Consider the following 20,267-nt stretch of genomic DNA (forward strand, 5'->3'; position numbering starts at 1 on the left):
TTCCGTCTTTGAGGCATCAGTCCCTCTCTCAGGACTGTCCCTTATATCCTTGTCTCAGTTTTGGGGTGCACTCCAGGCTGCAGTTTCCTATTGCCTACTGCCTATTCCCTACATTTTATCGATCACCGACCGGACCCCTTCCGTCGGCGCATCGACCGACGAGCCGGCCACCATGATCGCGGCGACGATCGCCTCCGGGTCGTCGACCACCAGCGGCTTCACGCGATGCGCGGTATGGATGAAGCCTTCGGCCGACATGTGCTCGATCAGCGCCAGCATCGGATCCCAGAAACCCTTGATGTTGGCGAAGACCATCGGCTTGCGGTGGTGGCCGAGTTGGGCCCAGGTCATGATCTCGACGATTTCCTCCACCGTGCCGATGCCGCCCGGCAGCGCCACAAAGGCGTCGGATTTTTCGAACATGCTGTGCTTGCGCTCGTGCATGTTGTCGGTGATCAAGAGTTCGTCGAGCTTGTCGAGCGCGGTCTCGGTCGCCTCCTTGTTGATCAGGAAGCGCGGGATGATGCCGGTGACCTTGCCACCGGCCTTGAGCGCGCCATCGGCGACGGCGCCCATGATACCCTTGGTGCCGCCGCCATAGATCAGGCGCAAACCGGATTTGGCAAGCGAGCGGCCGAGTGTGTGGCCGGCCTTGATATAGGCCTCGTCGCGGCCCGGAGACGAGCCGCAATAGACGCAGACGGATCGAATCGTGTTCATGTCGATGATTGGTGATGGGGACGGTTGGCGCGGTCAAGCCCGCGGACGGGCTTTTTCTTGTGAGCATGGAGAAAACACGCTAGACCGGGCGTTAGGTGGCTAAGGGGGCAATAAAGAGTTATGGCTGTCAATCCATTGAAGGCGTTTCTGTTCGCGGCTGGCGGCTCGGTAGCCGTGGCCGGGACCGCCTACGTATCGGGCGCGCTCGATCCGTATCTCAACCAGAAGCCGGCGCAGATCGCAGCGCTGCCGCAAACCGGCACGAAGCCGGCTGAATCCTCAAGCACGAGCACTGAGGCGCGGGTGCCCCAGGCTCCGGCCAACACGATGGCTCCGGCCAACAAGATGGCACCGGCGAACAACGCCATGGCGCCGGCCAACGCAATGGCATCGGCAAACAATGCGACGGCCCCGGCCGCTCAATCGCCTGCCGCCGCAGCCGGCCCGACATTGCCGACCTTCGATGTCGTGCGCGTCGAAGGCAACGGCTCGATCGTCGTCGCCGGCAGCGCCGCGCCCAACGCCAAGGTCGAGATCCTGAATGGCGGTACCGTGCTCGGCTCGACCGATTCCGGCCCCGATGGCGCCTTCGCCATCGTGCTCGACGACCCGCTGAAGCCGGGCGACTACACGATCACGCTGCGCCAGACGGTTGGCGGCACTGCCGTCGCCTCGGCCCAGACCGCCGTCGTCTCGGTGCCGCAGAGCCCGACCGGCCAGGTGCTGGCCATGGTCGAGGAACCGGGCAAGGCCTCGCAACTGATCACCGTTCCTGAGGCCGAGACCAAGCCGGCAGCGCCGGTCGCGACCGATCAGGCGACGGCAGCTCCGGCGACAACGCCCACCGCCACCGACCAGGCCCCGGCGACCGCGCCGGCAGCGGCCGCGGCGGCGGAGCCCAAGATCGCAGTCGAGGCGGTCGAGATCGACGGCAGCAAGATCTTCGTCGCAGGCACCGCCGACCCGGGCCGCAAGGTGCGCGCCTATGCCGATGCCATCCTGCTCGGCGATGCAAAAACCTCGCCCGACGGCCATTTCCTGATCGAAGCGACGCGCGATATCCCGGTCGGTAACTACACCATCCATGTCGACGGGCTGGACGATGACGGCGTCAAGGTCGTCGCCCGCGCCGCCGTGCCGTTCGAACGCGAGCCCGGCGAGTCGATCGCCGCCGTCGCCCCGAATGAAACCAAGACCGGCGAGGCCAAGCCGGCGGATACCAAGACCGCTGACGCCACGCAGCCGGCTGAGGCCCCGGCCACCGCGGAGGCCAATCCTGCCGAAACCACGACCGAGACAGCGACTGCCGATGCGGCCAAGCCCGCTGCCGCCGCCGAGGCTCCCGCCAAGGTCGCCGAGGCGACGCCTTCGACCGACGTGCCCGAGACGGTCGCGCCGAAGCTTGAACATGCCGACGGCGCCGTCATCATCCGCCGCAACGACACGCTCTGGCGCATCTCGCGCCGCGTCTACGGCCACGGCGTGCGCTACTCGACCATCTATCTCGCCAACAAGGACCAGATCCGCGATCCCGACCGCATCTGGCCGGGCCAGGTGTTCAAGGTGCCTTCGACTTCGAAGGAAGGCGAAGCTGCCGATATGAAGGCCATGGGCGAGCAGATGACAGCCGCGCCGGCGAAGACGGAGTAGGGGCCGCGATTAGCTAATCTCCCCCCTTGTGGGGGAGATTAGCTCTCTACCCATCCGCCTAGCTTGCCCTCGCATCGTCCATCGTCTATCGCCGATGCACGATGGACGAATCCCCAGAAAAGCGATGCAGCAATGACAGCCACGCCATGGCCATTCGCCTGGCGGCGCTCTCGCATCCGGCGCGCATCGAGATCCTGAAACGCCTCTCGGCCAGCCGTTGCTGCTCGTGCCGTGAGGTGGTCGATCATCTCGACCTTGCCCAGTCGACCGTCTCGCAGCATCTGAAAGTGCTGGTCGAGGCGGGGCTGGTCCGCTTCGAGGCCGATCGGCAGCGCTCGCGCTATGCCGTCGACCATGCCGCGCTCGCCGGCGTCTCCGCCTCGCTCACCGAACTCGTCGACTCCTGCTGCCCCAGCCATTCATCCAAAAGGCAAGACTAGTGGCCGAAAAAACCGTATCCGCCGAAGCCGACACCCTCACGACCCTGCGCAACCTCTGGCCCTATATGTGGCCGGCCGAGCGTGCCGATCTCAGAGCCCGCGTCACCTGGGCGACGCTGCTTCTGGTCGTCGCCAAGGTCACCCTGGTCGCCGGTCCTTATTTCTTCAAATGGGCGACGGACGCGCTCGCGCACGCCGCGAAGACGCCGCCGCCGCTGCCGGCCTTCCTGCTGGCGCCGGTGATGCTGGTCATCGCCTACAATGTGCTGCGCCTGATCCAGCTCGGCTTCAACCAGTTGCGCGACGCGCTGTTCGCCCGCGTCGGGCAATATGCGGTGCGCCAGCTCGCCTACCGCACCTTCGTCCACATGCATCAGCTGTCGCTGCGCTTCCATCTCGAGCGCCGCACCGGCGGCCTGTCGCGCATCATCGAGCGCGGCACCAAGGGCATCGAGACGATCGTGCGCTTCATCATGCTGAACACGGCGCCGACCATCCTCGAATTCGCGCTGACGGCCGGCATCTTTGCCTTCACCTATGGCTGGAAATATGTCGCCGTGGTCGCCGCCACCGTCACCGTCTATGTCTGGTTCACGGTCAGGGCGAGTGACTGGCGCATCTCGATCCGCCGCGACATGAACGACAGCGACACCGACGCCAACACCAAGGCGATCGACTCTTTGCTCAACTTCGAGACGGTCAAATATTTCACCAATGAGCGCATGGAGGCCGAGCGCTTCGACCGCTCGATGGCGCGCTATGAGATCGCCGCGACCAAGACCTGGACCTCGCTCGGCTGGCTGAACTTCGGCCAAGGGCTGATCTTTGGCCTGGGCACCGTCATCGTCATGTGCATGTCGGCGCTGGAAGTGCAGGCCGGCACGCAGACCGTCGGCGACTTCGTCTTCATCAATGCCATGCTGATCCAGCTTTCGGTGCCGCTCAACTTCATCGGCTTCATCTACCGCGAAATAAGGCAAGGCCTGACCGACATCGAGCACATGTTCGACCTGCTCGACGTGCCGCAGGAGATCGTCGACAAGCCGGACGCCAAGCCGCTCAAGGTCAGCGCCGGGAAGGTCGAGTTCCGCGACGTGCATTTCTCCTACGATCCAAACCGCAAGATCCTGAAGGGCGTCTCCTTCGAGGTGCCGGCCGGCAAGACGGTGGCGATCGTCGGCCCGTCCGGCGCCGGCAAGTCGACCATTTCCAGGCTTTTGTTCCGCTTCTACGACGTGCAGGGCGGCCAGGTGCTGATCGACGGCCAGGATATCCGCGATGTCACCCAGGAGAGCCTGCGCGCCATGCTCGGCATGGTGCCGCAGGACACGGTGCTCTTCAACGACACGATCGCCTACAACATCCGCTACGGCCGCGTCGGCGCAAGCGAGGACGAGGTGCGCAAGGCGGCCGAGCTCGCCCAGATCGGCCCGTTCATCGAGAAGCTGCCCGAAGGCTACCGCTCGATGGTCGGCGAGCGCGGCCTGAAGCTTTCCGGCGGCGAGAAGCAGCGCGTGGCGATCGCCCGCACCATCCTCAAGGCGCCGCCGATCCTGATGCTGGACGAAGCGACCTCGGCGCTGGACAGCCATACCGAGCAGGAAATCCAGGCCGCCCTCGACCTCGTCAGCAAGGGCCGCACCACCATCGTGATCGCCCACCGGCTGTCGACGGTGATCTCGGCCGACGAGATCATCGTGCTGAAGGACGGCCAGATCGCAGAGCGCGGCACACATGCGGCGCTGCTCGCCAAGCATGGCCTCTACGCCTCGATGTGGGACCGCCAGCGCGAGGCGACCGAAGCCGAGGAGCGCCTGCGCATCGCCCGCGAAAGCGACGAGCTTGGTGTTATCGTGAGAAGAAGGACTTCGGAGGTTAGCTAGCGCCGACTTCCCCTTCTCCCCCTTGTGGGAGAAGGTGTCGCCGAAGGCGACGGATGAGGCGCTGCGCGCGGATCCACCTTCTCCCACAAGGAGAGAAGGGAAGGGCAAAATCCCCCTTGACCTCAACCTATCTTGAGCTTGCAAACCCTCTCCGAGCTGCCTGCCAGGCAACCCTTTCAATCGGAGATGGATGAAAATGACCACCAAAAACCACCGCACCGGCAGCGTGTTCCGGGTCGACAAATTCGTCGTGCCGGCGGCAGCGCGCGACGAAATCCTCAGCAAGGCCAGGATGACGCATGAACTGCTGCGTCAGCAGGAAGGCTTCGTGCAGGATTTCCTGCTCGAGCAATTCTCTGGCCCGGGCGAGTTCAACATCGTCACCGTGGTCGAATGGGAAAGCCAGGCCGCGGTCGACAAGGTGGTGCCGATCGTCAAGGCAGCGCACGAACGCATCGCCTTCAGCGCGCAGGAAACCATCGCGCGCCTCGGCGTCAAGGCCGACATCGCCAACTACCAGCGCGTGCCGGAGGTGTAAGGCCTATATCCTGCCGGGCTGAAGATTGGCGAAAGCGGGCGCGGCAGCCAATCTCCCCCCAAGTGCGGGAGATGTCCGGCAGGACAGAGGGGGGCGCTGTCCCGCCAGCGTGAGCAGGGATCGGGATCACGCTGGATATTGTTGCGTTGCGGCGAGGGGGGCTTTCGGCTATTGAGGCGCAACCTGAAACAGGGACCGCCCCCAGCCCTATGACGCTTCTCGACTCGGTCAAGAACACGTTCGTCCCGATCCATCGCGAAGGCTACCCCTTCATCGCCGCCTTCGCCGCGGCGACGCTGTTTCTCGGCTATTTCTCCTCGATCCTGTTCTGGATCGGGCTGATCCTCACCGCATGGTGCGTCTATTTCTACCGCGATCCCGAGCGCGTCACGCCGGTCGATGACCGTCTGGTGGTGAGCCCGGCCGATGGCGTGGTCTCGGCGGTCGGGCCTGCCGTGCCGCCGAGCGAGCTTGGCCTGGGCTCAGGCGAGATGACCCGCATCTCGGTGTTCATGAACGTGTTTTCCTGCCACATCAACCGCGCCCCGGTGCGCGGCCGGATCACGCGCATCGAGCATAAGCCCGGAAAATTCCTCAATGCCGAGCTCGACAAGGCAAGCGCCGAGAACGAGCGCAACGGCCTCGTCATCGACAGCCCGAACGGCACCATTGCCGCCGTGCAGATCGCCGGACTGGTGGCGCGCCGCATCGTCTGCTGGGCCGAGGCCGGCGGCTCGATCGCCATTGGCGAACGTTTCGGCCTGATCCGCTTCGGCTCGCGCGTCGACGTCTTCCTGCCGTCGAACGCCGTGCCGCGCGTCGCGGTCGGCCAGACGGCGGTCGGCGGCGAGACCGTGCTTGCCGAATTCGGCGCCACGGCGGTCACCCCATTGGTCAGGGTTTCCTGAGCGTTGGGCGCGCCGTTCAAAAAATTCGAGGCCCATGCCAGCGGCGGTCCGCGCATCCGCGAGATCCCGATGCGCATGGTGCTGCCCAATCTGGTCACGGTGCTTGCCATCTGCGCCGGCCTCTCGGGCATTCGCTTCGCCTTCGAGAACCGCTTCGAGATCGCGGTGGTCATGGTGCTGCTCGCCGCCTTCCTTGACGGCATCGACGGGCGGCTGGCGCGCATGCTGAAAGCCACCTCGAAATTCGGCGCGCAGATGGATTCGCTGGCCGACATCGTCAATTTCGGTGTGGCGCCGGCCCTGGTGCTTTATGCCTTCCTGCTCGATCGCGCCGGCTCGCCGGGCTGGATCGCCGCACTTCTGTTCACCATCGCCTGCGGCATGCGGCTTGCCCGCTTCAACGTGCTGGCCGACGACACCGACCAGCCGGCATGGCAGACCGAATATTTCGTCGGCGTGCCAGCCCCTGCCGGTGCTGTGCTGGTCATGCTGCCGCTCTATCTCTATTTCCTGCGGCTTGGACTGGAGCCCACCCGGCCGGCCGCTTTCGTCGCCACTGGTTTCACCGTGCTCATCGCCTTCCTCCTGGTCAGCCGCCTGCCGGTTTATTCCGGCAAGAGCGTCAAGGTGCCGGGCGACAGGGTGCTGCCGGTGATCCTCGGCGTCGTCCTCTACATCCTCTTGCTGATGACCTATCCCTGGTACACGCTGACCGCTTCGGTCGCCGGCTATCTGTTCTTCCTGCCGTTCTCGGTGCGCGCCTATTCGAAACGGGCGAAGCTGGAAGGGGAAAAGGTGCCACCTTCGGATATCGGGTAGCGCCATCGCAAGTGAGGGGAAAAGCGCCGACTAGGAAAGTTGGGCGCTCGACGAGAAAAGCGGCCGCACTCTACGAAATCCCCTCTCTGGCATTTTCCAAGCACTTGCTCGGGGACAAGCCCGCTCGCAAATGCAGGAAAATGTTTGCTCCCCCACAAGGAGGGAGATAGTGCGGCGCCTATGCCGCCGCACTCAGCCCCAACCGATCGATCGCCAGCTTGCGCGCCGAGATGTAATCCGTCTTGCCCGAGCCCAGCACCGGGATCTCGTCCACCTTGATGATGTCGTTGGGCACCATCAACTCGGCCGCGCCGGCCTTCTTGCCGAACTGGCGCAGCTCTTCCGGGTTGGCGTCGCCGGCGGTAGTGACCAGCACGATACGCTCGCCGCGTCTCTTGTCAGGCACAGCCACCGCCGCGTGACGCTCTTCCGGCCACAGCGATTGCACCAGCATCTCGACAGCGCCCAGCGACACCATCTCGCCGGCGATCTTGGCGAAGCGCTTTGCCCGCCCGCGGATGCTGATGAAGCCTTCGCGGTCGATCGAGACGATGTCGCCGGTGTCGTGCCAGCCCTCCAGCGGCTGCAATTCGCCGGGTCGGTCGGCGGTCATGTAGCCCATCATCATGTTGGGACCGTCGAGCCACAGCCGGCCGCCCTCGGCGATGCCTTCGACCGGCTCCAGCTTCATGCGGATGGCCGGCAACGGCCGCCCGACCGTGCCGTCGCGGCCATGGATGGCGGTGTTTACCGCCACCACGGGCGCCGCCTCGGTCAGGCCGAAACCTTCGACGATCGAGGCCTGGAAACGGTCGCGATAGGTGCGCCGCGTTTCCGGCTTCACCGCTTCGGCGCCGGCCACGACGAAGCGCAGGCTGGAGAAGTCGCCATCCTTGGCGGTGCGCGCGTAATTGGCGAGGAAGGTGTCGGTGCCGAACATCACCGTCGGCTTCACCTTGCGGGCGATCTCCGGAATGATCTTGTAGTGCAGCGGCGAGGGGTAGAGGAACAGCTTTATCCCCAGCACCAGCGGCAGGATGGTGCCGCCGGTCAGCCCGAAGGAATGGAACACCGGCAGCACGTTGAGCAGGATGTCGGCCGGCGAGACGGAGACGCGCGCCTCGGCCTGCATGACATTGGCAAGCAGGTTGCGGTTCGACAGCACGACCGCCTTCGGCGTGCCTTCCGAGCCGGAGGTGAACAGGATGACGGCTGGCTTCGAGGCTTGCTGCCGCTGCAGCGGGAAACGCCACAGAAGCGCGGCGGCGACCTTGTCCAGGGACGTCACGCTGGCGCGCACATCTTCCAGCCACAGCATCTTGGCGCCGCCCGCTTCGACCGCGGCGACGATGTCGTCGATGGCGGCCTTCTCGATGAAGGCGCGGGACGAGATCACGGTGCGGATCACGGCGGTGCGGACCGCCGCGGTCACGCTCGCAGGACCGGCGGTGTAGTTGATCATCGCCGCCACACGGCCCGCGGAGATCAGCCCGACGAAGGTGAGTACCACGCCATTGGCGTTGGGCAACAGCACGCCGACCGCTTCGCCCGGCGCCGTCACCGTCTCGAAATGACGGCCGAGCACGCGCGCGCCGATGAACAGCTTGCGATAGCTGAGGGAGCCGGAAATCACGTCCTCGATGATCGGATGCGAGGGGCCGACGCGATCGGCCGCGTCCCGCATGGCGAGGAACAGGCCGCGGTCGAGATTGGTGCCGTAGAGCCGTGCCTCGGCGAACCGGTCGAACAGCGCGTTGGTGTTGGAAGCCATGTCGGGGTTGCGCGCCACCAGCTCGGCGACAGTCATCGGCTCCAGCACGCTTACCGACAGCCGCGGGAACCAGTGGCGCGGCGCCTTCTCCTTCGGCGTCAGCGACACCGGCAGGTCGCGCGTGCCGGCGACGAAGATCGGCACGATGCGGGCGTCGGCCTGCATGGCGATGCGGGTGATGGCGCGAAACAGTCGGAAGGATTTGACGTCCGGCTCGACATTGTCGGGCAGGTAGACGGCGAGCCGCCCCTTGCCCTTCAGCACGCGCACCAGCCGCCGGCTGACGAAGACATGCTCGGCATTGAAGGCAATCGTGCGCGCAAGCTCGCGCCACGGCTCCAGCCAGGGCGAGCGCGCCGAGGCCTCGTCCAGGATATGCAGCGTGTCGTCGGGAAGCAGCGACAGCATCAGCGCCGGCTCGATGCGCGACTGGTGCGAGACCACATAGATCACCGGCGTCTTGGCGCTGCGGGCAATGCGGATGCGATTGTCGGCGATGCGCCAGGCGAGCTTGAACGGCACATAGAGCAGCGCCTGGGTGAAGCGCAGGTCGAGCCGGAACCTTTCGATCACCGCGATCAGCAGCCAGGCAAGGACAAGGCCCGCCAGCAGCGCCAGGGTCAGGATCATGCCGCTCTCTCCCAGTCTCCTCGGCGCGGCTCTTGGGCGGCCGCTTCGGTGGCAGAGGGTAGCGGAAGTGGGGGCAAGGTCAATGCGGGCCGATACAGCGCTTCGATCGCCACTTGAAAAACTTCGACACATGTCGTAAATAAAGCGACACGTGACGGAGAAATAACATGGCCAGTTTCCCAACGGGGTTTGCCGAGGCGCCGCACATGGAGCCCGAGTTCAAACGGCTGGTCGATCTGTTCGGCGGGCCGAAGGTTCTTGGATCCTCGGTATCCAGCCCGCTCGAGGCCCATGAAATGATCCTGCATGGAATTCCAAGCCAGGCCCTGGAAAGCCTTGTCAGGCGGCTGACCGTCATTGATGCAGATGCCTTCGAGGCGGCATTCGGCATGAGCGAGCGGACATTTCAGCGGCACAAGTCGGATCACTCCAGGACGCTCAATCGGGAACAAGGCTCAAGGACATGGAATTTCGCCAGGGCTCTCACCAAGGCCACATCCGTTCTGGGAAACCAGGAAGCAGCCGAAAAATGGATGATTGAGCCCGCCATGGGCTTGGACAACCGGCGGCCGATCGATCTTTTGGCCACGGCGGCGGGCACCATCCTAGTACAGGAATTCCTGGAGCGGCTCGACTACGGTGTCTACGCGTGACGCCTTTGCCGGGTTCTCTCGGAACAGGCGACGTTCTTGGCTGGAGGCTTGATCACAAACGTTTCCAGGCAAGCTGGGACAGCGGCGAAGGAGCCTTCAAACTCGGAGGAAGGTGGAACAGCAAAGGGGTCAGGGCCATGTACGCGTCCATCGACCCATCGACCGCCATTCTGGAGGTGGCGGTCCACAAGGGGTTTCGCACGCTCGATATCGTTCCTCACGTGCTGACGGCATTAGACATCACCGATCCGTCGAAGATTCACGTCGTGGAAAAGGACGATATTCCGAACGCCAACTGGCTGCGTCCCGGCATTCCCGGCGCGGGACAGCAGAAGTTCGGCGACAGTCTGCTTGCCAGGCATCCCTTCTTTCTCATTCCGAGCGCGGTATCCCAGCACAGTTGGAACCTTGTGTTCGATCCTGGCCGGACGGCCGGCCTTTACAGGCTGCGTCTCCAGGAGGATTTCGCGCTTGATACGAGGCTTCATCCTCCTGCGGGATAGCGTCCCTCGGAGACAGCGAAGGCGCGCAAAAGCCTACGCCGCCGCCTTCAGCCTCCCGCTGATGAAGCGGAACTCCTGGCTCTTGCCGCCAAAGCCATAGGCCGCCGCCGGCACCTCGTGCACAAGCGCATAGCTTTCCTCATGCACGCCGCCCAGCAACCGGCCGAGAGCCTCGAAGATCGCCTTCAGATAGGCTTCGAGCTCGAGCTTGGTGTTGGTGCCGTCGACGACCTTGATGTCGAGCCAGAATGTGTTGGTGCCATGCTCCGCAAGCGACTTGCCGCCGGCGAACCAGTGCCGCGGGTCGATGTAATTGACCGCGACGGCGGTGATCGTCGGATCCTTGTGCAACAGCTTGGCGGTGATGTCGGTTGCCTCCTTGGCGATTGCCGCGGACAGCTTGGCATCGGGCTTGCCGGTGACGCTGATGTTGATGATCGGCATTTTTCTCTCCTTCGGCTTCGCGTCGTCGCGCTTTCGATGGGAGAGATATGGGCTCATCCATTCGTCAAAAAAATCGAATTGTTTTTGATAATTGCTTCGATATTATCGAAGTATGGAAACGCTCGATCCCGATTTGCTGAAAACATTCCTTGCCTTCGTGGACGGCGGTTCGCTCGCCAAGGCAGCATTCACCGTTGGCCGCACACCATCGGCGGTGACCGCGCAGATGCAGCGGCTGGAAGAGATCGTCGGTGAACCGCTGCTCATCCCGCAGGGCAGGGGACGCGGGCTGACGCCGGCCGGCGAGGATCTTGTCGGCCATGCGCGGCGCATCCTTGTCGTCCACACCGAGGCGTGGCTGGCGTTGAAGGGCGCGCGCGCCGGCGGCCGCATCGCCATCGGCACGACGCAGGATTTCGCCGATCATGGCCTGCCGGACCTGCTGCGCGCCTTCGCCGCGAGCCATCCGCGCGTCAGGATCGATCTGCGCGTCGGCCGCTCCCTGGAACTCGGGTCGGCCCTGCAGGCAGGCCAGTTGGACCTCGCGATCACCATGCGCCATGCGGCATCGCCGGACGAAGCGGCGCTGATCAGCGAGCCGATGCTGTGGCTTTGCTCGGAAAAAGGCCTGGCGACGCGGCAGGAGGCCGTGCCACTGGCGCTGCTCGATCCCTATTGCGGCTTCCGCGAGGCCGCGCTCAATGCGCTTGACGCCGCCGGTCGCCGCTACCGCATCGCCGCCGGCAGCGCCAGCCTCGCCGGCCTGCATGCCGCGGTCGATGCCGGCATCGCGCTGACGCCGCGAACCCGGCGTTTCGCCCATTCCGGCATCGTCGAGGCGTCCGCCGATTTCGACCTGCCGCCGCTGCCGATGGCCGATTTCGTCATCCGGCTCGGCCGAGAAGCCCCCCGCCCGGCGCGGGATCTGGCGGAGCTTCTTGGCGGCGGCCTCGCCTTGCCGTCGTGAATGGAAACCGCGGTGCCATCTCCCGGAATTTCCCGAAGAAAGGAATTCCCAAAGAAAAAGCCGACCTTTTTGCGGGTCGGCTTCTAGTCGGACGGGTCGAGGGGTTTGGGGGGACTTGGGGGGTGACCCGTCGAACTAACAATGCCCGACTCGAATGATGGTTCCGTGACTGGCAAAATATTTTTACGAACGCGCCGATTTCGCCTTCAACCAGTCGCGGCCGGCATGCGCGAAAACCGCGCAAAGCACGATGGCGCCGCCGATGATGCTGGCCGTCGGCGGGATTTCACCGAGGAACAGTAGGGCAAACAGGATGGCGAACGGCACTTCGGCCGAGCCGAGCAGTCCGGCCTCCGCCGACGGGATGAGCCGCGAACCTTCCGTCCACAGGATCGAGGCCAGCGCGAAAGAGCAGCCGAAAGTGGCAAGCAGCACCACGTCGCGGGCGGACACGGCGAGCGGATCGGTGACGAACCAGCCGAGCACGAAAAGCAGGAAGGCGGAGACTGCACCCGCCCACACGACCGGCGAGTCGCGAAAGGCGCGCACCATGATCATGTAGAGCGCGCTGCCGGCGGTCATCAGCAGCGCCAGCCCGTCGCCGAACAGATGCCCGTTGCCGAGGCCGGCGCCCACCATGATGGCGACGCCGCACAGCGACACCGCCGCCGCAACCATCGTCTGCAGCCGGAATTTTTCCCGCACCAGCACGAAGGCAAGCAGCGCCGCGATGAAGGGCGAGGTCGCGTAGATGACGGCGACATTGGCGACATAGGTGAATTTGAAGGCCGAGATGAAGGCGATGCTGGCCGCCGCCCCTTCGATAGCCAGCAGCCAGCCGCGCCAGCCGAGTTTCAGGCTTTCGCGCCCGCCCGAGCGCCGGCGGCGCCACAGCACGTAGAGGCTGATGAGGATCGAGCCGAAAAAGCCGCGCCAGCAGGTGATGGTCAGCGGATCGGCATGGATCGACTTGGTCAGCACGCCGGTGAGCGCGAAGGCGACCGCCGAGGCCGACACCAGGATGATGCCGAGCGTGCGCTCGGCCGCCACGTCGGCGGCAGGCGCAAGCTTTTCGGGCAATTCGAGCGTATCCGTCATGGCGCCAGACTATTGGGTTGCTGCTGACAGCCTTCTGTCATGAGGCCTGCTCCCGTTTGCGGAAACGTTCGTTGCCGACGATGAGCAGGCCGGCGCCGATGATCAGCGTTGCGCCCATGAACACTTCCGTGCGTGGCAGATCTCCCCAGATGGCGTAGCCCAGCGCGAAGGCCCAGACCAGCGAGGTGTATTCGAACGGCGCGATAATCGACACCGGCGCGCGCTTCATGCCTTCGAACAGCACATATTGCGCCACCCCGCCAAGCGCCCCGACGCTGAGCAGCAACAACAGCTGCGCCCCGTCGGGCATGCGCCACCAGAGCAGCGCCGGCACGGCCGAGAAGAGCAGGAAATAGAAATTGTTGAGCGCGAGTTGGATCATAGTGCGCTCTTGCAGCGCCGTCTTGCGCAACAGCACGACGGCAATCCCCCAAAGCACGGCCGCGGCCAGCACCAGAAGCACCGGCGCCGAGAAGCCGAGCCGTGTCGGATCGCAGGCGATGAACACACCGACGAAGCCGATGAACACCGCCAGCCAGCGCAGCAGCGGCACGGTCTCGCCCAGGATCAGCACCGACAGCACGGTGACGATGATCGGCGCGGCGTAATAGATGGTGGTGAGCTCGGCGAGCTGCAGCGAGCGCGCGGCGTTGTAATAGCAAAGCCAGGCGGCGAGCGTGAAGGCGCTGCGCACCAGCATCGGCTTGACGATCGGCGAGTCGATCGTGTCGGCGAACAGCCGCCTGCCGCCGATCGCGCCGCAGGCGACGAGCACCGTGATCGAGCGGACGAACATGATCTGCCAGACCGTCAGGCCGACGACCAACAGCTTGATCGAGGCATCCTGCGCCGAAAACAGGAAATAGGCGGCGGCCGTGAACAGGATGCCGGCCAGCACCCTTTCGCGGCTTTCAAGGACGACGACATCGGCCATGCGGTTTCAGCGGGTTTGCGTGAGGCGGCTCCGTCCCAGCCGGAGCCATGCCCGCAGCTATACGGGTGAAAACAGGCGCTGCGCTGCTCCAGCGCGGCGCTTGCGTTGGGGCAGGCCTTTGCCGACGGCGGTCGCCTACTGCGTCGCCTGGTAGAGCTCCGATGCCGCGTCCTTCAATGCACGCCGGCCGTCGGGCCGCAGATACATCATGTGGCCGCCTTCGACGACGTCGAGCTGGATCGGCTTGGCGTTGGCGAGCGAGGGGACCTGGTTCACCAGGTAGCGCGAGGCGAGATAAGGCGTGACGAGGTCGGTATAGCCGTTGACGATGACGACGCCGAGCGCAGGGTTGAGCGAGCGGGCGCGCTGCAGGTCGTTCATCACGCCGGCATAGCCCTGGCCCGAGGTGCCGTAATCCCAGTTGCGGCTGATCTCGCCATTGAGCAGCCGGTAGCTGACATCGGTGCGGTAGTTGAGCTCGTCGCGGGCATAGGCGACGAAAGCGGAGGTCAGCACCGGAACGCTGCGGTCGAGCACTGGGTCGGGGCCGGCGTCACGCGCGCTTTGCGGCGCGATGTCGGCGGTGCCGATGGTGGCGTCGTAGGGGCTGAGCACCTTGCCGGTGGCGCGCTGGAATTCCTTGGCGAAAAGCCCGGTGGGGATGCGGGCGAAATTGCGTTGGACAAGCTCGAGCGGCAGGCCGGTGATCTCCGACACGCGAACGCTGGCGAGCTTGCCGCCTTGCTCCAGCCCGCTGTTCAGCGCCGTCAGGTAATCGCCGAACGCGTAATGCTCGACTTCGGCCAGTCTGTCGCGCAATGCATCGCCGCTGACGCCGTCGGCCTTGAGCCGCGTTGCCGCGAGCGAAGGCAGCTCCAGCGCCCAGTGCAACTGGTCGAACTGGTCGGGGCGCACCAGCATGAATTCCAGCGCCGGCGAGATCAGCACGATGCCGCTCGGGCTCAGGCCCACATCCTCCTGCAGCGTGCGGGCAAGCAGTGCCGCGCGAAACCCGCCGTAGCTTTCGCCGGCGAGATAGAGCGGCGATCCGGTGCGGCCGTTCTGCGCCAGATAGAGGCGGATGAAGGCGCCGACCGAGCTGGCGTCGGCATCGACGCTCCAGAATTCCTTCGGCTCGTGCCCCGGCGCTTCGCGGCTGTAGCCCGTGCCGACCGGATCGACGAAGACGAGATCGCTCATGTCGAGCCAGCTGTCGGGATTGTCGATGAGCTTTTGCGGCGGCCGCCGGAATTCGCCGTCGGCGGCGGTCTCGACGATGCGCGGCCCGATCGCGCCGAGATGCAGATAGGCCGACGCCGCGCCCGGTCCGCCGTTGAAGACGAAGGTGATCGGCCGGTCCTTCGCAGGCGCCGGCGACTGCTGCGTGTAGGCGACATAGAAGATCTCGGCGGTGACCTCGCCCCTGGCCGACAACAGCGACAGCGTGCCGGCCTTGGCCTGGTAATCCAGCTTGCGCCCGCCAAGCGTGATCGAATGCTCGGTCACCTGCGGCGCCGGCAACAGCGACAGCACGCCGCCTTGGGGGGCGGGGCGTTCCGGCGTTTCGGCGAGCGCCGGCTGGGAGAAGGCGGCAAGCGCCAGGAGGATGAAGGGGACGAGTCTCAGCTTGGACCTCATGATGCCTCCGCAAGGGTTCCGCAATAGGTATGGCCTGGGCCTGCGAAGTCAAAGCAACTATTCGGCCTCGCGATCCGTCACGGTGCCTGAGCCAGCCATACCGGTCCGCCTTGCCGCCGTTCGCCAGGTTGAACTTGCGGCGGCATGCGCTACGCTAGGCGCGAATGCTCTCGAATTTTTCCCTCGACCGATTTGCAAGCTGGAGCGGCGGCGTCCCCCCCGCGGCCGGCGCCGCGACGCCCGAGGAATTGTCGGCTCGCTTCACCACGGCGGCGGGGGTGCTGCTCGGCTCCGATCGCGTCTATGTCGGCTTCTATCGCCGTGACATCACCTCCCTGACGATCGACGACGCCGGCCCCGATCGCTGGAACCGCGACTACGACGCCCGCGTCTACCGGCTGGATCCCTTCTTCCAGCGGTTCGCCAGCAGCCGGCAGGATTTCCTGTTGCCGTTATCGGCTCTCCGCAGGGGCGATTTTCAGCGCTCGCCCTATTATCGCGAATTCTATGGCCCCTCCGACAGCTTCGACGAGATAACCGGCGTGTTCAATCTCGACCGGCTGACCGCTGGTTATGTCACCTTTCTGCGACGCAACGGCGCGCCGCCCTTTGGCGAGCAGGACCTGGCGCTCGCCGGCGCCGCGGGCGGCGCAACGAAGCTGGTTCTGGAAAGATTGTTTCACTTGTGCCGGCTCCGGGACAAGGGCCGGGCAGTCGAGGCCGCGCGGTCCCTGCTCAGCGCGCGTGAGAGCGAGATCGCGCGGCACCTGGTCGACGGCGGCAACGCCAAGACCATCGCGCGGAGCCTTTCCATTTCGCCGGGCACGGCCCGCAACCACATCAAGCAGGTCTACCGCAAGCTCGGCGTGCACTCCCAGGTGGAGTTGCTGGCCGCCGTTCGCGAGGCCGCGCGCAACTGATGTTGCGCGCCAGCCCTACTGCCCCGTCACCACGCGCGTCCACATACGATTTTGGGACCGCAGCAGCTTCGCGTCGCTGTTGCTGACCACGAACAGCTTGGCCTTCACGTCGTCGGGAGGAAAGACGCCGGGGTCGCCGGCGACCGCCTTGTCCATCAGCGGCAGCGAATCCGGTATCGCGTTGGCGTAGGAGACATAGCTGGAGTTGGCCGCGGCGATGTCGGGCCGCAGGTTGAAGTTGATCCAGGCCATGGCGTTGTCAGGGTGCGGCGCATCTTTCGGCACCGCCATAGTGTCGAAGTTGATGAGCGTGCCTTCCTTCGGAATGGAATAGGCGATCTCCAGCTTCTTGGCGGATTCGGCGGCACGCGTTCTTGCCTGAAGGATATCGCCCGACCAGCCAAGCACGACGCAGATGTCGCCGTTCGCCAGGTCGTTGATGTATTTCGACGAATGGAAATAGCGAATGTAGGGACGCACCTTGCCCATCAATTCCTCGACCTTGGCGAGGTCGTCGGGACTGGTCGACCGCGGGTCGATATGCAGATAGTTGAGCGCCATCGGGATGACTTCGGCCGGGGCGTCGATCATCGCCACGCCGCAATCGGAGAGCTTCTTGACGACGTCGACGTCGAAGACCATGGCGAAGGAATTCGTCGGCGCGTCCGGCAGCCGTTGCTTGACCGCGGCGACGTTGTAGCCGATGCCGTCGGTGACGGCCATATAAGGCACGGCATGCTTGTTTTGCGGGTCCGCGCCCGCGATCAGCGAAAGAGCGTGCGGATCGATCTTCGTGTGGTTTGCGAGCTTGGACGTGTCGAGCTCAAGGAAAGCTCCCGCCTTCACCTGGTTCTTCAGGAACGGATAGGCCGAAGGATAGACCACGTCATATCCGGAGCCGCCGGTGAGCAGCTTTGTCTCGAGCACCTCGTTGCCGTCATAGACATCGTAGCGAACCTTGATACCCGTCTCCTTCTCGAACTTCTCGGCGGTATCCGGCGCGATGTAGTCCGACCAGTTGTAGACGTTGACGACTTTTTCGTCGTCCGCCGAAGCCGTGCTGGCGATGCCGCAGGCGAGCCCGGCAAGCAGCGTTGACAGGATCAGGGCGCGCATGAATCTCCTCCTTTTCGCCTAGGCTGGCACCGATTGATCGCTCAGCCCTCAGTTCGTTTCGCAGCCGGTAGCCGGCGTTCGCCTTCGCTCAACATCGTTGTGGGGCATAGACCGGCAAGGTGATGCAGGCGACATTGCCGCCACCCAGCAAAATCTCGCGGGAGTTCTCGATGCCGACTATTCTATGGTCGGGAAACAGCTCGGCCAGCTTTGCTTTTGCTTTCACGTCGAGGCCGGAGCCGAACTCAGGCACGACCACGACGCTGTTGCCTGGATAGTAATTGATGTAGCTCGCCGCGATCCGGTTGCCGGCCGGTCGCGCCCAAGTCGAATCGAGCCGGTCAACGCTTTCGCTTTCTTCCGGCGTCATCTCGATCGGCATGGGATGAGGCAGGCGATGCACCTCGAGCGTACGGCCACGCGCGTCGCGAGCCGAGCGCAGCACTTCCTCGGCTTCCCGCACGATCTCATATTGGGGATCGTCGCGATCGTCGGTCCAGCTCAACACCACCACGCCGGGGCGCACGAAACAGCAGACATCGTCGACATGGCCGTCCGTCTCGTCGAAGGCAAAGCCGCGCGGTAGCCAGATGATGGTGTCGACGCCGAGATAGTCGCCCAGTTGCCGTTCCACCTCGGCCTTGCCGAGATGGGCGTTGCGATTTCGATTGAGCACGCATTGCTCCGTCGTGATGAGCGTGCCCTGGCCGTCGCATTGCAGGCCTCCGCCCTCGGCGATCAGCGGCGCGCGATAACGATCCATCCCCTCGATTTCGAGCACCTTTTGCGCCGCCAGGTCGTCCAGGTCCCATGGCGCGTAGAGCCCGCCATCGAAACCGCCATAGGCGTTGAAGGTCCAATCGACGCCGCGCACGGAGCCTTGATCGTTGACGACGAAATTCGGGCCGCTGTCGCGCAGCCAGGAATCGTTGGTGGACATCTCCACCACGCGCACATGCTCGGGCAGGCGGGCCCTGGCGTTCTGCCACTGCCGGCTCGATGCCGCCACCGTCACCGGCTCGCTTTGCGCGATCGCCGCGGCGACATTGGCAAACAGCTTCTGCGCTGGCTTGGCGCCGAGGCGCCAGGTGTCGGGCCGCTCCGGCCAAATCAGCCAACACCCCGATTTGGGCTCGAACTCGCCGGGCGCGCGAAATCCGTCCTGTTTCGGCTTCGTCGAAAGGGTACGTGGCATGTGGGGCACCGGAAAATGGCAGACGACACTCGTCCGGATCAGACTTTTCGGGGGATCGTCCGTCAATGTCCCATTTGGGATACCCGGATGCCGGCTGGAGCAAGTCCAGGAGAGGGATGGCAGGTACTTTCCCGGCTTGCCACGAACCAAGGAAGCAGGGGCCGCTCGCCCTTCCTTTCGACGGTGAGGACCTGGGGCGGAGCGGCGGCAGGGATAAATGCATTGCCTTGCCGATCGATCGGGGCAAATCTCGATCCGACGGCGAATGGCGATGCAGCAACAAGTCGACGAAAAGGACCCGCAAAATGGACTCCACCGCACTCAAGGCCATGCAGGCCCCGCTCAAGGAAGCCTATCGCGACGATGCTGCCAGGGCGCTGATCACGCTCAAGGCGCGCGGCACGCTCGACGACCAGTCGATCGCCTGCAAGGTGGAGACGGGCAGGGCGCTTGCGGTTGCCGGGCTTCATCCCGCAACCGGCGGCTCGGGTCTCGAGCTCTGCTCGGGCGACATGCTGTTGGAGGCGCTGGTCGCCTGCGCCGGCGTGACGCTGAAGGCGGTGGCGACGGCGCTGGAGTTCAAGCTCGGCAACGCCACCGTCGAGGCGGAGGGCGACCTCGATTTTCGCGGGACGCTCGGCGTTACCCGCGACGCGCCGGTCGGCTTCCGCGAGATCAGGCTGAAATTCGGCCTCGATACCGACGAGCCGCAGGAGCGCATCGATTCGCTCATGAAGCTCACCGAACGCTATTGCGTGGTGTTCCAGACGATCAACAACAAGCCGGCGTTGACGGTGAGCGCGGGGCGCTGAGGCTGCCAATCTCCCCCTCAAGGGCCCTTGTGAGGGAGATGCCCGGTAGGGCAGAGGGGACGCTGTCCCGCCGACGTCAGGCACCTGGCTCTACGGCGCGGCCCATGCCTTCGTCATACTCGGGCATGACCCGAGTATCCATGCCTTGACGCGCAGCGGTGCAGAATTCTGTAACCGCAGCAACGCCTTAGCGTAACGGCATGATTCTAGGGTCTGCGCGCGTCGCTTCGCTCCTTCCTCCGCCCTAGGATGACGAAGCAGAAGGTCGCGCCGTTCAAGGGAGGAGAGATCTGCCCCCCGCTATTGCGCGGACGGCGTCTCCGCATCGCCTTCATCGGTGAAGGGTGAGGCGCTCGGCACGCATTGCACGGCCCAGCCCTGCGGCGTCGGCTGCTTCTGGTATTCGGTTATGGCGTTGGTGCACTGTTCGCGGGTGTCGAAGGTGCTCGGCAGCACCACCATGCCGCCTTGCGGTCCGGCGATCACAAGATACCAGACCAACGCTACGCTAGGGGTGGCAGCCATGGGTATTCCTCACTTTGCTCGAATGTCGGAGTCAGACCGATCCTAGCAACTCCCTCGGCACGGCGAAAGCAGGGCAGCGGCACACGCTTCCACCGCCCTGGTC

At 64.7% G+C, this 20,267-nt stretch carries 20 protein-coding genes; 11 read left to right on the forward strand and 9 right to left on the reverse strand.

Annotated features, from left to right (window positions below; translation table 11 throughout):
* Nucleotides 1-108: 108 nt before the first annotated feature.
* Complete coding sequence (locus tag LB572_RS19230) at nt 109-720, reverse strand: TIGR00730 family Rossman fold protein (protein ID WP_140809730.1); 612 nt, start codon at nt 718-720, stop codon at nt 109-111.
* Between the two features lie 120 nt (nt 721-840).
* Between LB572_RS19230 and LB572_RS19235 the strand changes: the two genes are divergently transcribed.
* From LB572_RS19235 to LB572_RS19260, 6 genes are all read left to right on the forward strand, one after another.
* Entirely contained in the window at nt 841-2,370 is a 1,530-nt protein-coding gene (locus tag LB572_RS19235) for a LysM peptidoglycan-binding domain-containing protein (protein WP_224668813.1), read from the forward strand.
* 146 nt (nt 2,371-2,516) lie between these two features.
* On the forward strand, nt 2,517-2,810 hold the full coding sequence (locus tag LB572_RS19240; protein WP_224668814.1) for an ArsR/SmtB family transcription factor: 294 nt from the start codon (nt 2,517-2,519) through the stop codon (nt 2,808-2,810).
* Nucleotides 2,810-4,693, forward strand: a complete 1,884-nt coding sequence (locus LB572_RS19245) for an ABCB family ABC transporter ATP-binding protein/permease (protein ID WP_224668815.1) — start codon at nt 2,810-2,812, stop codon at nt 4,691-4,693. Before LB572_RS19240 ends, LB572_RS19245 begins: the two co-directional genes overlap by 1 nt.
* Nucleotides 4,694-4,889: 196 nt before the next feature.
* On the forward strand, nt 4,890-5,231 hold the full coding sequence (locus LB572_RS19250) for an antibiotic biosynthesis monooxygenase (RefSeq protein WP_224668816.1): 342 nt from the start codon (nt 4,890-4,892) through the stop codon (nt 5,229-5,231).
* 170 nt (nt 5,232-5,401) lie between these two features.
* Nucleotides 5,402-6,139: a phosphatidylserine decarboxylase gene (locus LB572_RS19255; protein WP_318014053.1), complete on the forward strand. Its 738-nt coding sequence runs from the start codon at nt 5,402-5,404 to the stop codon at nt 6,137-6,139.
* A gap of 3 nt (nt 6,140-6,142) precedes the next feature.
* Complete coding sequence (locus tag LB572_RS19260; protein WP_412033575.1) at nt 6,143-6,958, forward strand: CDP-alcohol phosphatidyltransferase family protein; 816 nt, start codon at nt 6,143-6,145, stop codon at nt 6,956-6,958.
* A gap of 178 nt (nt 6,959-7,136) precedes the next feature.
* Here the strand turns inward: LB572_RS19260 and LB572_RS19265 are convergent, their stop codons facing one another.
* Nucleotides 7,137-9,359 carry an AMP-binding protein gene (locus tag LB572_RS19265; RefSeq protein WP_224668818.1) on the reverse strand — a complete coding sequence of 741 codons (2,223 nt, stop codon included), beginning with the start codon at nt 9,357-9,359 and terminating at the stop codon, nt 7,137-7,139.
* Nucleotides 9,360-9,565: 206 nt separating this feature from the next.
* On the opposite strand from LB572_RS19265, the gene LB572_RS19270 reads away from it, so the two are divergent.
* Together LB572_RS19270 and LB572_RS19275 are read left to right on the forward strand one after the other, a co-directional pair.
* Nucleotides 9,566-10,012, forward strand: a complete 447-nt coding sequence (locus LB572_RS19270) for an antitoxin Xre/MbcA/ParS toxin-binding domain-containing protein (RefSeq protein ID WP_224668819.1) — start codon at nt 9,566-9,568, stop codon at nt 10,010-10,012.
* Entirely contained in the window at nt 10,009-10,515 is a 507-nt protein-coding gene (locus LB572_RS19275; RefSeq protein WP_224668820.1) for an RES family NAD+ phosphorylase, read from the forward strand. Before LB572_RS19270 ends, LB572_RS19275 begins: the two co-directional genes overlap by 4 nt.
* Nucleotides 10,516-10,548: 33 nt before the next feature.
* Here the strand turns inward: LB572_RS19275 and LB572_RS19280 are convergent, their stop codons facing one another.
* Nucleotides 10,549-10,959 carry a tautomerase family protein gene (locus LB572_RS19280; protein ID WP_140809710.1) on the reverse strand — a complete coding sequence of 137 codons (411 nt, stop codon included), beginning with the start codon at nt 10,957-10,959 and terminating at the stop codon, nt 10,549-10,551.
* Nucleotides 10,960-11,071: 112 nt separating this feature from the next.
* On the opposite strand from LB572_RS19280, the gene LB572_RS19285 reads away from it, so the two are divergent.
* Nucleotides 11,072-11,926, forward strand: a complete 855-nt coding sequence (locus tag LB572_RS19285) for a LysR substrate-binding domain-containing protein (protein WP_224668821.1) — start codon at nt 11,072-11,074, stop codon at nt 11,924-11,926.
* Between the two features lie 183 nt (nt 11,927-12,109).
* Here LB572_RS19285 and LB572_RS19290 read toward each other — a convergent pair whose 3' ends face one another.
* The 3 genes from LB572_RS19290 to LB572_RS19300 form a co-directional block, all read right to left on the reverse strand.
* Nucleotides 12,110-13,024 carry a DMT family transporter gene (locus LB572_RS19290; RefSeq protein ID WP_224668822.1) on the reverse strand — a complete coding sequence of 305 codons (915 nt, stop codon included), beginning with the start codon at nt 13,022-13,024 and terminating at the stop codon, nt 12,110-12,112.
* Nucleotides 13,025-13,061: 37 nt separating this feature from the next.
* Nucleotides 13,062-13,958: a DMT family transporter gene (locus tag LB572_RS19295; RefSeq protein ID WP_224668823.1), complete on the reverse strand. Its 897-nt coding sequence runs from the start codon at nt 13,956-13,958 to the stop codon at nt 13,062-13,064.
* A 135-nt stretch (nt 13,959-14,093) separates the two neighbouring features.
* A complete protein-coding gene (locus LB572_RS19300; protein ID WP_224668824.1) occupies nt 14,094-15,596 on the reverse strand; it encodes a S10 family peptidase in 1,503 nt (500 codons plus the stop codon).
* A 164-nt stretch (nt 15,597-15,760) separates the two neighbouring features.
* Between LB572_RS19300 and LB572_RS19305 the strand changes: the two genes are divergently transcribed.
* Nucleotides 15,761-16,516 (forward strand): helix-turn-helix transcriptional regulator, encoded by a 756-nt coding sequence (locus tag LB572_RS19305; protein ID WP_224668825.1) that lies wholly within the window; start codon nt 15,761-15,763, stop codon nt 16,514-16,516.
* Nucleotides 16,517-16,531: 15 nt separating this feature from the next.
* On the opposite strand, the gene LB572_RS19310 is transcribed toward LB572_RS19305, so the two are convergent.
* Complete coding sequence (locus LB572_RS19310) at nt 16,532-17,632, reverse strand: polyamine ABC transporter substrate-binding protein (protein ID WP_224668826.1); 1,101 nt, start codon at nt 17,630-17,632, stop codon at nt 16,532-16,534.
* A gap of 88 nt (nt 17,633-17,720) precedes the next feature.
* Nucleotides 17,721-18,827 (reverse strand): agmatine deiminase, encoded by a 1,107-nt coding sequence (gene aguA / locus LB572_RS19315; RefSeq protein WP_224668827.1) that lies wholly within the window; start codon nt 18,825-18,827, stop codon nt 17,721-17,723.
* Between the two features lie 305 nt (nt 18,828-19,132).
* Here aguA and LB572_RS19320 point away from each other — a divergent pair, with 305 nt between their 5' ends.
* Nucleotides 19,133-19,639 carry an OsmC family protein gene (locus LB572_RS19320; protein ID WP_224668828.1) on the forward strand — a complete coding sequence of 169 codons (507 nt, stop codon included), beginning with the start codon at nt 19,133-19,135 and terminating at the stop codon, nt 19,637-19,639.
* Nucleotides 19,640-19,939: 300 nt separating this feature from the next.
* On the opposite strand, the gene LB572_RS19325 is transcribed toward LB572_RS19320, so the two are convergent.
* A complete protein-coding gene (locus tag LB572_RS19325) occupies nt 19,940-20,164 on the reverse strand; it encodes a hypothetical protein (RefSeq protein ID WP_041008353.1) in 225 nt (74 codons plus the stop codon).
* Nucleotides 20,165-20,267 lie beyond the last annotated feature (103 nt).

Source organism: Mesorhizobium sp. BH1-1-5 (assembly GCF_020165615.1).
Taxonomy (GTDB): Bacteria; Pseudomonadota; Alphaproteobacteria; order Rhizobiales; family Rhizobiaceae; genus Mesorhizobium.